Here is a 14,373-nt window from a genome sequence, read left to right as displayed (position 1 = left end):
AGATTTAACAAGCTTTGACCGAAGTCTCTGCAGCGTTAAATCTCCGTTCGACTTGCATGTGTTAGGCACGCCGCCAGCGTTCATCCTGAGCCAGGATCGAACTCTCACGTTTAAATGTATCTTATCGCCAAAAGCGATCAGATCGTTCGTCTGACCAGAACTTAAGCTTGGCTTTTGTTCTGTCCGTTTTACCTTTAGTTAGGTTGTTTTGTTCTCTGAATATTCTTTTTGGAATTTTCAGGGTTGCATTACTATTTTATTGTCAAAGTGCTTTGTGCTGCTTGGCTTGTCGCTCGCAGCTCAGTTAGAATATCATCCTAAAAGAACAAAGTCAACACTATTTTTAAAATTTTTTTAGAAATTTAATTTTAACGCCGAAATATCTACCTGTTTTTGATGCTATCGTTCCCATTTAGTGCTCATAAATACTGGGTTTGCGGCGTTTTTTCAAAATAGCAGTTCCTTTAGAAAATTTCCTCTTAAAAGTGTTATCATTAAAGTAGTGAACAAATCATCAAAAGTATAAGCAATGAACAATTCATCATCATATATTATGAAGGAGATCTGTCTTGAGCAAAAATATACTTATTATTAACACAGGCGGAACACTTTCTTCTGTAATGAAGGAAAGCGGATTGGCACCGGGGCTTACTACTATTGATATGAAGAAGGAGCTTCACATTGTGTCAGGAGATACCAATCTTGAAATCGAAGACTTCTGTTCTCTTGATAGTGCCAACATTTTTCCTGAAGACTGGGCTAGTCTGGCATCCCGTATAAGTCAGGTCAGAAACGATTATGATGGCGTGGTCGTGATCCATGGTACAGATACTCTCGCCTACACTTCGTCCATGCTCTCCTTTATGCTACAGAATATTAATATTCCTGTTGTTATTACCGGTTCACAGCTTTCTATAAAAAATCCTGTCGCAGATGCTATGGAGAATTGCCGGTGTGCTATTCATATGGCTGCGAGCGGGATTCCCGGCGTATTCGTAGCATTTAATAGGAAAGTAATGCTGGGATGCCGCGCTTCTAAGGTCAGATCTCTTAGCTTTGATGCCTTTGAGAGTATTAATTATCCCAATGTGGCAACCATCAGCTCTCTTGGAATGAGGATTGATGAAAAGGCTATTCCTGCGCGCAGCGGCGTTTTTCATCTTGCGGACTCCTATTCAACAGAGGTCTGTATGATAAAAATGTTCCCGGGTATTCACAGCAGTTTTCTTGAATCGCTTGTGGATCAGGGCTATAAGGGCTTATATATTGAAGCCTACGGTATCGGTGGCATGCCTTTTGTCAAGCACGATATAATCAGCACCTTGGAAAAGCTCATTGCATCAGGGATGACTATTGTTGTAGGGACACAGTGTCCTTACGAAGGGTCCAAGATGGATGTTTATGAGACCGGGCGCCGCGCATTGGAGATTGGCGTGCTGCAAGCTCATGATATGACAAGTGAAGCGGCTCTTACGAAGCTTATGTGGATTCTTGGAATGACACACGATACTAAGGAAATCCGCGAATATTTCTCGCTGAATATTGCAGGAGAGCTATCAGAAACCTATCTTTAATTCATCGAGTTTCTGAAATAATCGGCCCAGCTACCAAATCTGTTTCGGCGATTGAAAGCAATCTACTGAAGCAGTATTAAATATGAATGCCTGCAAAGCCAACAAATGCCAGTACTATAATCAGTATCGCTACTGCGAATACTTCAACTTTTGTAGCAAATTCCTCTCTCATGACTACCTCCTTTCGGAAAGCGCACCATTAACAATTTGTTAGTTCATTTCCTAAATCAAGGATACGTCATGGTGAATCACATAATTATCACATTGCTATCAGTCTCAGAAAAAGCATCATCAACCAGACATCGTAAGCCAAGGCTTTTGGATGTCTGATTTTTTTATCTCAAAGCCCCATACTGAAAAAACGAACTAAAATTTCAAAGATTTGGCCATAAAAAGATATAAAAAAACATTTAAAAATGCCCTAAAGTAATCCTACCCACCCAACGATATAATGTGTGTAAGCGAAAAAGAACATTCAAAAATGGCCAATATGAATGAAACAAAAAAATGATTTAACGGAGGATTTTAACTAATGTACAGATATGAACTGTTTCTTTCAAACGATGTAGAAGGTAAGAAAATTCACTTTGTTCAGACAAACCATAAGGTTGATAATCTCGATAAATGGCTTAGAAAGCTTGTAAAAGAGAATACTATCTCAAAGGATATTGCAGATGCAGTTACTTTTGTTTGGTAATAGATAAATATATGATGAGTGGTGAAGATTCCGAAAGGAATCTTCTTTTATTTTGTAACTAAAAACATGATCGTATTAAATATATACATTTCAAATGGTAATATATTCAGAAGGCGCAGCATTTCTGCTACGCCTTTTATTATAAGTAAAGTTTCTTTATTTTCCTCTGAGTTCCATCAGATTAGGTCCTTTTCCTGCAAGCATGTCAGTTACACGTTTTCCTATAAGAGTAGTATATATAGGATGTGTGAGAATGTAGAACTGGTCCTCTTCTATTGCGTTGAAAACTCTCATTCCAACTGAATCTATCGGCATACCTGTGACGATAACCTGCTCTGCGATCTTCTGGCCCATTGCAAATTCAGGGCTTGTGTAGTACGGATCGGAGGCGTCTTTGTACTGCTCGGGGCGGTGTCTTTCAGCGTGATGAAGGTCTGTCTGCACGAATCCGGGGCAGTATATACTTATTGCAATGTCTGCACCTTTAGCCTGGAGGTCGTAGCTTACACTTTCAGAAAGCGCAACGGCTGCATGCTTGGTTGCATGATAAGCGGGCATTCCGTTTGAGGTTATAAGTCCTGCTACTGAGCAGGTGTTTACGATGTTGCAGTGTGTGCCCTGCTTCATCATGATAGGAATTACCTTGTGCATGAAGTAAACATGGCTGAGGAAGTTGGCGTGAGTGATCCATTCCCAGTCACGTACAGGTGTATCCCAGATATCTCCCGGAACTACGACACCTGCATTATTCATAAGAAGATCGATTGCTCCGAATTTTTCAATAACTTCGTCAACGGCTCTCTCGCAGTCTTCTACCTTGGTTACATCTGCCTGAATGGTGATTATCTCGGCAGCGCCAAGCTCTTTTGCTTCAAGAGCTGCTGCTTCGACTTCTTCTTTTTCAATATCAAGGGCCACGATACGCATGCCTCTTCTGGATGCTTCTTTTAAAAACTCTTTTCCAAAACCATTAGCAGCACCGGTAATCAGTGCAACTTTATTCTTGAATTCTTTCATCTGAAAACCTCCCCTTACAGTGTTGATGCTCTGCCGAGTGCATCTGTTGTAGCTTCCGCAATTCTTCCGGGGAAGTTTGCATCGCCGAGTACTATTACATTGTCAAAGTTCTCTTCAAACTGTGCCGATACATCGTTTGATCTGACGCCAAGCGCAAGAACAACGGTAGCAGCGGGAATTTTGGTCATCTGTCTTGTTACGGTATTCATGACAACAACTGAGTCAACATCTGCGGACATGAATTGCTGTCTTGTCATGACATTGACACCAAGTTTTCCGAATCTTATGGTGAAATCTGCTATTACGGAACGATAGAGGCCTCTTCCGATATCCTTGGTCATTTCTACAAGAGTAACCTTGTTTCCACCTCTTGTCGCGATGGTTTCTGCTGTCTCCATTCCGGTAACACCGCCGCCGATTACTACAACGTCGCCTGTTACTTCCTTTTTGCCTGTGAGGTATTCTTCTGCAGTGATAACGTTTGCGCCATCAACTCCGGGGAGCTTGGGAACAATGGGAGTTCCGCCGGTTGCTACGAAAACTGCAACAGGATCGATTGCCTTAACAGCGTCAACGGTTCCTTCCGTGTTCAGTTTTACTTCTATATTATTCTTATTAATTCTGCAGATAAGGGAATCAAGGTAAGCCTGGAGTTTTTCCTTCATAATAGGCTTGGTTGCAATATTAAGCTGTCCGCCAAGGGCATCAGCTTTTTCAAAAATAACAGGCTCAAAGCCTCTCTCCTTGAGTGTAAGTGCGGAAACCATTCCTGCAGGGCCACCGCCGATAATTGCTACCTTTCTGCCATCGCCTGTCTTCTTAACGCAGCCGTAGTCTACTTCTCTGCCGCACTTGGGGTTAACGGCACACTTGATGTGTCCACCGTCAGAGAGCGCTGTGAAGCAGTAGAGACAGCCGATACACTTGTTGATCTCATCGCCTCTGCCCTCTTTTGCCTTGTTTGCCCACTCGGGATCGGCAAGGTGTGCTCTTCCGAGTGCGATATAATCGCATACATCCTCCTCGAGAAGTGCCTCTGCAACTTCGGGATCCTTGATGTTATTGGTGGCAATTACGGGTATTTTCACATTTTTCTTGATTGCCGATGCAAGATGCTTCTTCCAGCCCTGAGGATAGGATGAGGGCTCGATGATGGTGGTTGCTGATTCATAAATACCGCTTGAAACGTTGATGCAATCTATGCCGAAGCTCTCAAGAGTTCTTGCTATCTTGATGGTGTCTTCGAGCTTTAAGCCACCCTCAACGAATTCGTCAGCGGAGATTCTCACGGAAATCAGGAATCTGGGGCCACACATATATCTTATGCCTGTGATGATCTCTTCCATGATTCTGATTCTGTTATCGAAAGAGCCGCCATATCTGTCTGTTCTTTTATTGGTATATGGTGAGAGGAATTCGTTTAAAAGATATCCATGCGCTGCATGGAGCTCAATTCCGTCCATTCCGGCTTTTTGACAGATTACCGCACCTTTTATGAAATTCTTTACAAGCGCAGAGCATTCTTCAGTTGTCATCTCCCTTGGCATTTCCTTAGTAACCTTGCACATAACAGGTGAGGGAGCAACAATCTGTCTTCCGCCTATCATTGATGATTTATTCTCTCTTCCGGGGTGCTGGAGCTGAACAAGAATCTTGGTGCCATATTTGTGCACGCGCTCAGCAAGTCTCTCAAGATGCGGAACATGTCTGGAATCTGTAGCGCCAAGCTGGTTAGGTGTTCCTATTCCCTCTACCTCGTCCACTCTTGTTATCTCTGTGATGATGAGGCCTACTCCGCCCTTGGCACGCTCCTCATAGTATCTGATGATGTGCTCGTTTGCTTCACCGGTAGGATCTGCCAGCGATACTCCCATCGCAGGCATTACAGTGCGGTTCTTAATACGCACTCCCCCTATACGCCCGCTTTTAAACAATTTTTCGTAAGCCATAAGTACCTCCTTTATAAATGATTGCCATTTTATATTGTGCATAGACCACAATATTGTTTCTGATTTTTATTGCCTCTGTGATAATCAGATAATATAATAATTCTACTGGTCTTTGAGAAATTTGGTCTAGATTTTGCATGCATAAAAAGAATAGATATGATTGTGCTTCATGCACAATGTGATTTGGAGATAAAATATGAACTTTACTGAGATTGCGAAAATCATGGAAAAGAGCTGCGATTGCAGCGTAAATATTGGGAAAGAAAATCCGGAGATTACTCATTTTTCATTCTTGTCCGGAGGCGAGCAGCCAAATGACACATCCTGCCTCTATATAGGCGACATAGATGTTAAGAACCTTAGAGATACCGAAAGAATTCCCTGCCTTCTCACAACTACAAAAGGGGTTCCTTGTCATGTTTCATACATTTACACGTCAAAAAAAGAGCTGATGAATTGCATGAACGTTCTCACTTCGGCCTTTTTCAGATCCAATGATAATGAGAGCAGATTCAGACACCTTAAGGGTCTGGCCAAGGAGAACGTTTCCATATCGGAGCTGATAAACAAATCCGCTCTTTTCCTGGACAGATCAATGGTTCTTACGGATCTTGGTTTTAAGGTTCTTGAGCATTCAACATCCGTGTCAATAACGGACCCGCTGTGGCAGAGATATATTGAAAAAGGTTCCTGCACCTTTGAATTTATAAATGCCATGAATGAGCTTATGCCTGCCCAGAGTCTTCCCAAAACTTCCGCCTGTTTTCAGGTGACATGCACAAGCTCCACCGAGGAAAAGCTCTGTTCTCAGCTCTTTATCGGAAACAGACCGGTGGCATACCTTGTTCTTCTTGATAATAACAGGGGACTGACAGCATTCCACAGAGAATATCTGCCTAAAATAAGTGAGTTTCTGTCAGCTTTTATCAGCATGCACAATACTTATCCGGATATTTCCAAAAATGATACGGAGTTTTATATAAAGCTTCTTGATGGGTCTGAAGAAGAGATTAATAAAATCTCAGAATCTAAAGCTGCTCTCGCGAAGCATACTTTTTGCATGGTATTGAAGGCAATACACCATTCGAGGCATGAGTTGTTTTTCATAAAAAGAACGCTGGATGGGTTGATTCCGGGAAATGTTATATTTATATATAGAGAACTTATTGTCGTAATATCGTCCGATAGTGGGATTATCGATAGTATAGAGAATAACGAGGAAGTACTTAAGAATGTCTCGGAAATAGGGATAAGCGCAGAGTTTAACTCGGTTGCACTTTTCCCGGAAAATTTCCAGTTGGCGCAGGAGGCCTGCCGGATCGGAAAGCAGATCGGAGCCTCATCAAAGGTGCACCGCTATGAAAATTACAGATTTTTGCATCTTCTTAATCATGTATCTGACGTAGGCTTGCTTAAATCCTACATTCACCCTGCTCTTTACAGGCTTCATCATTATGATTTGGAGCATGATTCCGAGCTTGTTGAAACGCTAAAGGTATTTCTCAGGGTGTCATGTTCCGTGAAGGACGCATCTGACGCGCTGTTTCTTCACAGAAACACGCTGAACTACAGAATGTCAAAGATAACTGAGCTCACGGGACTTGATCTGAATGATGCTGAAACCGTGTTCAGGCTGCAGTGCTCGTATCAGATAAATGGGATATTACATCTGTTTTGAGATTTTCAACCTTCTGTTTCGTTTACCATATCCCAAAACTTGGCTGCAACTTTTGAAAGATCACGCTCCGCGCTTTTCACCAGGACATAGCCTGTGGAAACATCGGGATTTTTAATGCGCTTGATCACAACGCCCTTGCTTACATATTTGGCGGCAGAAGCAGGATATATGGCGATTCCAACCCCCTTTGCAGTCAGTTCATAAGCATTTAGCATGTGCGCTATGCGGCAGATGATTTTGGGCTGGCAGTTTAAAGGCGCGAACCAGTTCTCAATCTCTTTTCTTCTGGATCTGCGGGAAGGGATGATGAGTTCGTATGGTGCCAGCTTTTTGAGGTCTATTGAATCGCCTTTTTCTTTGGATAGCGGATGGTCCTTCGGAATTATGGCAACCCAGGGTTCACTGTATATGAGGCGTCCGTCAAGTCCCTCCTCATCGTAGGGCAGAGTTATGACTCCAATCTCGTTAAGTCCCGAGAGGACTCTCTTTATTACATCATCGGAATTTCCATTCCAGACTTCGTATTCCACCAGAGGATATTTTTCCTTGAAGTCCTTTATCCAGCTTGCAAATAGCTCGGGAGCGTGTCCTTCTACGGTTGCAAGATATAGTCTGCCTGTAAGGCCCTCCTGCATTCTGCTGATGTCTTCAATTGACTGGTCGGAGAGCTGCTTGATGCGCCTTGCATATTGAAGGAAGCGCTCTCCTGACTCGGTGAGCGCGAGGCCTCTTGATTTGCGTACGAAGAGCTTTGTGTTCAGTTCCTCCTCGAGGTCTCGTATCTGACGGCTGAGGGGTGGCTGCGCGATAAGAAGCTTTTCAGCGGCCTTTGTGAAGCTGCCCTCTTCGGCTACGGTTAGGAAATATCTGATGTGACGAAGTTCCATGAGTTGGTCTCCTTATGTGATGAACGGCTGGGGGTGGATTAGTGTCCAATTTTTGGGGCACTTATTGGATATACCTTTTGGGTATATCTCTCCTATCATTATATGTATTATGCAAGAACAGAACAAGGTGTTATTATTTAATCATCAAAGAAATATACAGTAATCGCTTAGATAAAACACATAAATAATCATCATATTTTTGAAAAGGAGGGCTTTGGTAATGAAGAAACTTTTTGAAATGATTGAGGAAATGCTTGAGGAAATCTATTCTATAGAACACTTTGTTTCATGATTGTTTGATAGTTCGAGGAGATGGCTAAACGCCATCTCCTTTTTTGTTTAATAGAAGGATGTTCGTTGCGGGGATTTCGCATATGAAATTTGATTCAGATAGGGTTCAAACAAGCCTTTATATGCCAGAAATAGCAGTCAATAAGCGCTTTGGCAACAAAATAGAATTCATCTTCTTGATTTGTTGTCACTTAAGTGAACCATTTAATGAGGGAGGCAACAAATAGAGATTTAGGAAACAATTTTGTTGCTCTATTTTTTTTGATGTTCCACAAATTCTATTCTTAGAAGAATTCTTGTTGCTCCAAGATTTTTGAAAAATCATAGATTTAAGATAATTGGCAATAAGAATCCCTGGATTTGTCCTATTTGTTGCCAATGCATTTTTTATCAAACTGCAAGTGACAACAAATTTTGAATATCCGGATTGATTTATTGCACATTCATTTTTATCAGGCACAAATCAGCAACAAATATAGCATTTATAGATTTACTTGTTGCTAATTCATTTATCAAACAGCAAACTACATCAAATGTAGCATTTGGGGATTCATTTATTATTAGAAGTACCACTGAAAAGATTAGGGCAAGGCTATAAAAGAATGCTTTTCTTTCATAAGCAAATAACAACACTAATCAAGCAATATTTAAGTATAAACAAACCCTGAGATATAAGATAATAATTTGAGGAATTCAATTGGTAAATTTTGCAAGAATCATACATTTACAGTATTGCTCAGGTCACTATATGTAATTAAATACTCAACAAATGTTTATGATATTTAGGTCCTGAAAAACATATCTACGGAGGAATTATGAATTTAAAAACCGCCTTTGAACCATATTTTAAGATTGGTGCTGCGATTTCAAGATGGAATCTGCACACCGAAGCACACATGAAGCTGCTTACTGAGCAGTTTAACAGCTTCACCTGTGAAAACGACATGAAGCCCATGTTCTATCTTGATAAAGATGCTAACAAATCAGATCCCGAGAAGTATAATCTCGCACCGGCTCTGACTTTCGAGCATGCTATACCTTATCTTGAATTTGCTAAGGCACAGAGTATAGCTATGCGCGGACATACTCTGGTGTGGCACAACCAGACGCCCAAGTGGTTTTTCTGCGAGAAGTACAATGAAAACTGCCCGTTTACGGACAGGGAAACTATTCTTGCAAGACTTGAAAGCTATATTCACGGGGTTCTTGATTTCGTGCAGACAAACTATCCTGGCGTTATCTATGCCTGGGATGTAGTCAACGAGATTGTTGATGAGGGTGATTTCAGAAAATCAATCTGGACAAAGACCGTGGGGAACGATTTTTTCATAAAGGCATTCGAATATGCCAGAAAATATGCGGCTCCCGGGGTTGATCTTTTTTACAATGATTATGAGACAGCGGAGGTCTGGAAGAGAGACTTCATTATAAAGAATGTGCTGACTCCGCTTATTGATAAAAAGCTTGTGGATGGAATGGGCATGCAGTCTCATCTTCTGATGGACCACCCGGACCTCAACGATTACCGCACAGCACTTGAAATGTATGGAGCGCTTGGCCTTAAGATCAACATTACTGAGCTTGATATGCACAACGCTGATCCAAGCGAGGAGTCGCAGCATAAGCTTGCGCTCAGATATGCTGAGTTTTTCAGAATTTACCTTGATGCGAAAAAGTCAGGAAAGGCGAATATCACAAGTGTGACCTTCTGGAATCTTCTTGATGAAAACAGCTGGCTGTCGGGATTCCGCAGAGAGACAAGCTATCCTCTTCTGTTCCGCGGAAAATGTGAGGCAAAAGAGGCTTATTATGCGGTGCTTAAGGAAGCAGTCAAGGATTCTGAAATTGACAAGTGGGAGCCTGATTACGCAGATGATGAGTTTTTGGTGAAGGGCATGCCAGAGCCTCCCATGAAGAGATTTCGAGAGAATATCTGGAATGAGGGAGAATACAACTACGCTGCATCCTACGGTTTTACGCCAAATGTTTTTGCATATCTTCATAATGATGATGAAAAGCGTGACTGCATGATTGTTGTGCCGGGCGGCGGTTATTGTATGCTTACGCCTCACGAGGGCGAGCTTCCGGCTATGGAGTTCTTTGAGCGTGGAATGAACGTATTTGTGCTTTGCTACACCACGGATATCACCATGTCTGTACCGCTTAAGAAGCAGCCCTTGAACGACATTTCCCGCGCAGTCAGATTTATCAGGAAAAATGCTGAGAAATACAACATCGATGGCAAGAAACTGTTTGTTTGCGGTTTTTCAGCAGGAGCCCATGTATGTGGTAGTCTTACGGTTCACTTCGATGATATAGTAGATGTAGATCCGGAGCTTAACAAATTCTCGAACAAGCCCGATGGCGTGATACTCTCCTATCCGGTAATAACTACAGGTGAGTTCACTCACAAGGATTCAATCCGCGCGCTGCTTGGAGACGAGGCAACTGCGGAGGAGCTTGAATACTTCTCATTGGAGAAGCAGGTTTCCGAAAATACTCCGCCCTGCTTTGTATGGCAGAATCAGACGGACGATCTTGTTCCGGTTGAAAACAGCTATTTGTTCGCCATGGCTCTCCGCGAGAAAAAGGTGCCATTTGCTCACTATGTGTTCCCTGCGGGATTCCACGGTCTTTCTATTGCAAATGATACTTATTTCAAGGGCTGGTCCGGCGGTGAATTCACAATGGAGCAGACTATGCGCGCCGCTTTTTCAGTAAAAGACGGAAAGGGCGTAAATGTTTCTGAAAAGCGCCGCGAGGAGCTGATAGCGCAGTTCTTTGGCGGTAATGAATTTGAAGGCTTTGGAATTGATGAGAGTTTAAAGGAAGATGTTGGACTTTTGCCAGAGCTGATTTGGGCCTGGCTTAAGCGAATTTAATGTGTGTAATTCTCGCTAAGGCGAAAGCCGGCTGATATTTTTGCAGGTTCATCCGGTGACGCCCGCGGGGCATTAGATTGGGGGTGCTTATGGGAAAGAAGATTTTGTCACTTAAAAAGGCTGTTTTTGTAGCGGTTTTCATGGTGGTTTTTGCAGGATTCCTTGGTATTTTACTGCCAAATGGCATTACTGCATCTGCTAAGGGCTCCAAGGCTGCCGATGCCATTGATGCAAAAACCAAACTGAGCGTTGCCGCAAAGGGCATTTACAGCAATTGGGAAGGTGTCTCGAATGTGTCGGAATTCACTGACGCAGAAGGGAACTATTGCTACGCTTTTTACAAGGGAAAGCTTATCACCATTATAAAAAACAAGAAAGGCAAGGCAAAATCCAGGATCAAGATAAGGATGCAGTATCCGATTTTTGGCGCTGTCACCTGTGATCCCGATGGCTACTTCTATGTTGTTACAGGAAGGAAAAATTCCAACGGTGTGGATATGAAAAAGAACACAGTTTTCATATCAAAGTATTCACCCACAGGAAGTCTCATAGCAACGATTGGTGACAACGGATCCGGCTGCTTTAAGGCTCGCTACAGCTCTTACTATGGCTACTCCGAAATGTACGAAGACAATGACAGTAATACAAAGGTTCCTTTCGATGCGGGAAACTGCGACATTGCGGTTAATGGCAACTATATCGCTGTCAATTATGCACGAGGTATGTATAACGGTCATCAGAGCAACACTGCGATAATCCTGAATCGTCATACAATGCAATTCGTACAGCTTGATCGTTATTACAATTCGCATTCCTTTGCGCAAAGAGCTATTCCCTATCAGGATGGTTTTATTCTCGCCAGCGAGGGCGATGCCTATAACAGATCATTTTCAGTGGCCTTCGTCACACCCACAGAGGAGGTTGTTCCGGAAGAAGAAATGCCAAAGGATGAATCCTGGTATTTTTCCTATAATACTCCTCCTTATGCATATACTCCGCTCCCGGAGGCCAAGCAGCAATATACATCTGATCATTATTCCCGCACCAACAGCTATGACATTTTTCATTTCTGGCTGCAAAAGAATGCGAGTTCAAATATGTTCCTGGTCAACAATAATTTTGCACACATGGGCGGAATTGCTGTAGCTGACAACAACCATGTGGCTCTTGTAGGAACCTCCGTGAAGGCTTTGAATAAAAAGGCCGCCAAGCAAAAAGAATGCCTTTTTATCCAGATTTTTGATCCCACTACTGACATAACGAAGCCCACAGGCTATGCAATAAGCGACACACGATCAGGAAAAAGCGGGATAATGGGTACCGAAGATGTAACAGACTACGGCATAAAGTGGCTGACAAACGGCAAGTTCAATGTGTCAAATCCACAGGTTGTAGCTGATCACAAGGGTCGCTTCGTGATTCTCTTTGAGAAATACGCAGGCTACAGCTTCCAGGGCGTGTACTATCTGATTGTGAATCCGGATGGAAGTATCGCCAAGAAGATCACCAAATTCCCTGTATCAGCCCGCCTCAATCCCTGCGAAACACCAAAGCTTTCAGGGAAATGCATCTACTGGACAGGAAATAAGCCGGGATCGTCCAGTTTGTATACATTTAAGCTGAAGATAAAATAACGAGTTCATAAAATTTACTACCTGTAGATTCCAGAAGAGGCCAAGGCTTAGTAAGCTTTCGGATATAGGAAGTCTGCAACATAACAAAGAGCACTCTGCATGTAGAAATTGCAGAGTGCTCTATTTATTACAAATTACCGGTATGCCGGCTCAAATTTGATAAAGTTTATTTCTTGATCTTCACTTTCTTTGCTTTGCACCATTCGCCATATACCTTATCACCCTTGGAATCAACTGCATAAGCTCTGATTCTGAAGTAGTATGTCTTGCCCTTCTTAAGCTTCTTGATTGTAGCTGATTTAGAGGTTGCGGATTTCACTTCTTTGGTCTTTCTGGTCTTGGTGAACTTTTTATTGAGTGCATACTCTATTTCATAACCATTTACGCCATCAAGCTTATTCCATTTAACAACAGTTGTTTTCGCCTTGGTGTTCTTTACTGAACCGAGTTTAACCTTTGCAGGAGGCACTACAGTAACCGTAGGCGTCCCAACAGTCGGTGCAGGTGTTGCAGGAGTATCAGCGGGAGTTGTTGGTGTTTCACCAGGCGTTGTGGGAATATTCTCTGTAGGTGTCTCAGCAGGTGTTGTGGGAGTTTCCTCCTGTGTTGCAGGAGTTTCCTCAGGCGCTGTTACTGTTACCAGACATGTTGCTGTTTTTCCTCCATCAATAGTCTTAACAGTTACGGTTGCACTGCCCGCATTATTGGCTGTTACAAGACCTGTATCACTTACAGTAACAAATGATGCAGAACTGCTTGACCATTGAACTTCCTTATTTGTAGCATCGTTTGGCATAACGCTTGCTACAAGCTGATAGGTTTCACCAATTTTCAGTTCGATAGATGACTGATTGAGCGATACACTTGTAACGTTCTTCTCAGCAGGCTGCTCCGGTTCAGGCTCGGGTTCTTCCTCTTCCTTAACCTTCCAGTGCGCATAAATTGTGAAGTTATCATAAAATTCAGAAACAGTATCCTCAGTAATCTGATCACCACCTGTTTTCTCAGTAAACCATCCTTCAAAATCCTTACCACTCATAGTGGGAATCGGTAACTGTCCGAATTTGTCTCCTGAAGTAACGAGTGCAGATTTGTCAGCAAGTACTCCTCCGTTGGGATCAAAGGTTGCCTTAACTGTAGCTCTTACATGATCATAGCAAACCTTAGGAATATCGAAATTAGATATTCCGCAATCAATGACAAGAGTTGTCACTTTACCATTATCAATATCTAAGGTTGCTCCCTTTGTAAGCAGCTCAAGTGTATTGATATAGAAATTGCCATTTTTGCTGCCCTGACTAACATTGCCTTTTACTCTCCATGTAGCTGCATTCCACTGTACACCGGTTGTGGAATTATAGAGATAATCACCGGCAATATTAACTGTTGCGGTATTATTAAGACCAGAAATTCCTCCATTATTGATTACCGAGAAATTTCCATCAATCTCTAGTTCTACGTCTACTCCATTTAGTGATAATATTTCAGATTTCTGGGTATAATCACCAGTTACATGTAGTTTTGATCTATCTTTAGTTCCTACCGGTCCTACTGCAGTCAGATCACCATTGAAATTAACTTCCTTATCTGTGTCTATTACCATTTTATTTATGACTGTATTGGCACCGGCTGTAATATCAACATCACTGCATATAACGGCATTCAAATTTGCAGGAACATCCAGCTCCTTATTATTTTCATTATCCATATAAAGAGCACCTATGCTTGTATCAGATCTTACTGACAAAATCTGTTTTTGATTTC

Annotated in this window: 9 protein-coding genes; 5 read left to right on the top strand and 4 right to left on the bottom strand. The window is 42.3% G+C overall.

The annotated features are described in order from the left end of the window. Positions 1-569 precede the first annotated feature (569 nt). Positions 570-1,574 (top strand): asparaginase, encoded by a 1,005-nt coding sequence (locus tag G586_RS0116620; RefSeq protein WP_026528611.1) that lies wholly within the window; start codon positions 570-572, stop codon positions 1,572-1,574. A gap of 532 nt (positions 1,575-2,106) precedes the next feature. Continuing rightward, entirely contained in the window at positions 2,107-2,271 is a 165-nt protein-coding gene (locus G586_RS26350; RefSeq protein ID WP_155834241.1) for a hypothetical protein, read from the top strand. 156 nt (positions 2,272-2,427) lie between these two features. Here G586_RS26350 and G586_RS0116605 read toward each other — a convergent pair whose 3' ends face one another. Then, positions 2,428-3,288, bottom strand: a complete 861-nt coding sequence (locus G586_RS0116605; protein ID WP_026528610.1) for an SDR family NAD(P)-dependent oxidoreductase — start codon at positions 3,286-3,288, stop codon at positions 2,428-2,430. Positions 3,289-3,302: 14 nt separating this feature from the next. Next, positions 3,303-5,237 carry an oxidoreductase gene (locus G586_RS0116600; protein WP_026528609.1) on the bottom strand — a complete coding sequence of 645 codons (1,935 nt, stop codon included), beginning with the start codon at positions 5,235-5,237 and terminating at the stop codon, positions 3,303-3,305. 196 nt (positions 5,238-5,433) lie between these two features. Here G586_RS0116600 and G586_RS0116590 point away from each other — a divergent pair, with 196 nt between their 5' ends. After that, a complete protein-coding gene (locus G586_RS0116590) occupies positions 5,434-6,915 on the top strand; it encodes a PucR family transcriptional regulator (protein WP_026528608.1) in 1,482 nt (493 codons plus the stop codon). A 5-nt stretch (positions 6,916-6,920) separates the two neighbouring features. Here the strand turns inward: G586_RS0116590 and G586_RS0116585 are convergent, their stop codons facing one another. Beyond that, entirely contained in the window at positions 6,921-7,802 is an 882-nt protein-coding gene (locus tag G586_RS0116585; RefSeq protein WP_026528607.1) for a LysR family transcriptional regulator, read from the bottom strand. Between the two features lie 1,106 nt (positions 7,803-8,908). On the opposite strand from G586_RS0116585, the gene G586_RS25785 reads away from it, so the two are divergent. Then, positions 8,909-10,975 carry an endo-1,4-beta-xylanase gene (locus tag G586_RS25785; RefSeq protein ID WP_081674432.1) on the top strand — a complete coding sequence of 689 codons (2,067 nt, stop codon included), beginning with the start codon at positions 8,909-8,911 and terminating at the stop codon, positions 10,973-10,975. A gap of 89 nt (positions 10,976-11,064) precedes the next feature. Further along, on the top strand, positions 11,065-12,609 hold the full coding sequence (locus G586_RS0116570; RefSeq protein ID WP_026528605.1) for a hypothetical protein: 1,545 nt from the start codon (positions 11,065-11,067) through the stop codon (positions 12,607-12,609). 166 nt (positions 12,610-12,775) lie between these two features. Here the strand turns inward: G586_RS0116570 and G586_RS25200 are convergent. Further along, a partial coding sequence (locus tag G586_RS25200) for an Ig-like domain-containing protein (protein WP_207640727.1) occupies positions 12,776-14,373 on the bottom strand: 1,598 nt, incomplete at its 5' end.

Source organism: Butyrivibrio sp. VCD2006, assembly GCF_000423925.1.
GTDB lineage: Bacteria > Bacillota > Clostridia > Lachnospirales > Lachnospiraceae > Butyrivibrio.
Note: the sequence above shows the minus strand (reverse complement) of the source record. Positions and strands in the feature narration are given on the sequence as shown.

Bases quoted from the DNA above. Each gene is read 5' to 3' on its own strand.
- G586_RS26350 (WP_155834241.1), top strand. From the start codon at position 2,107: ATGTACAGATATGAACTGTTTCTTTCAAACGATGTAGAAGGTAAGAAA.
- G586_RS0116605 (WP_026528610.1), bottom strand. From the start codon at position 3,288: ATGAAAGAATTCAAGAATAAAGTTGCACTGATTACCGGTGCTGCTAAT.
- G586_RS0116600 (WP_026528609.1), bottom strand. From the start codon at position 5,237: ATGGCTTACGAAAAATTGTTTAAAAGCGGGCGTATAGGGGGAGTGCGT.
- G586_RS0116590 (WP_026528608.1), top strand. From the start codon at position 5,434: ATGAACTTTACTGAGATTGCGAAAATCATGGAAAAGAGCTGCGATTGC.
- G586_RS0116585 (WP_026528607.1), bottom strand. From the start codon at position 7,802: ATGGAACTTCGTCACATCAGATATTTCCTAACCGTAGCCGAAGAGGGC.
- G586_RS25785 (WP_081674432.1), top strand. From the start codon at position 8,909: ATGAATTTAAAAACCGCCTTTGAACCATATTTTAAGATTGGTGCTGCG.
- G586_RS0116570 (WP_026528605.1), top strand. From the start codon at position 11,065: ATGGGAAAGAAGATTTTGTCACTTAAAAAGGCTGTTTTTGTAGCGGTT.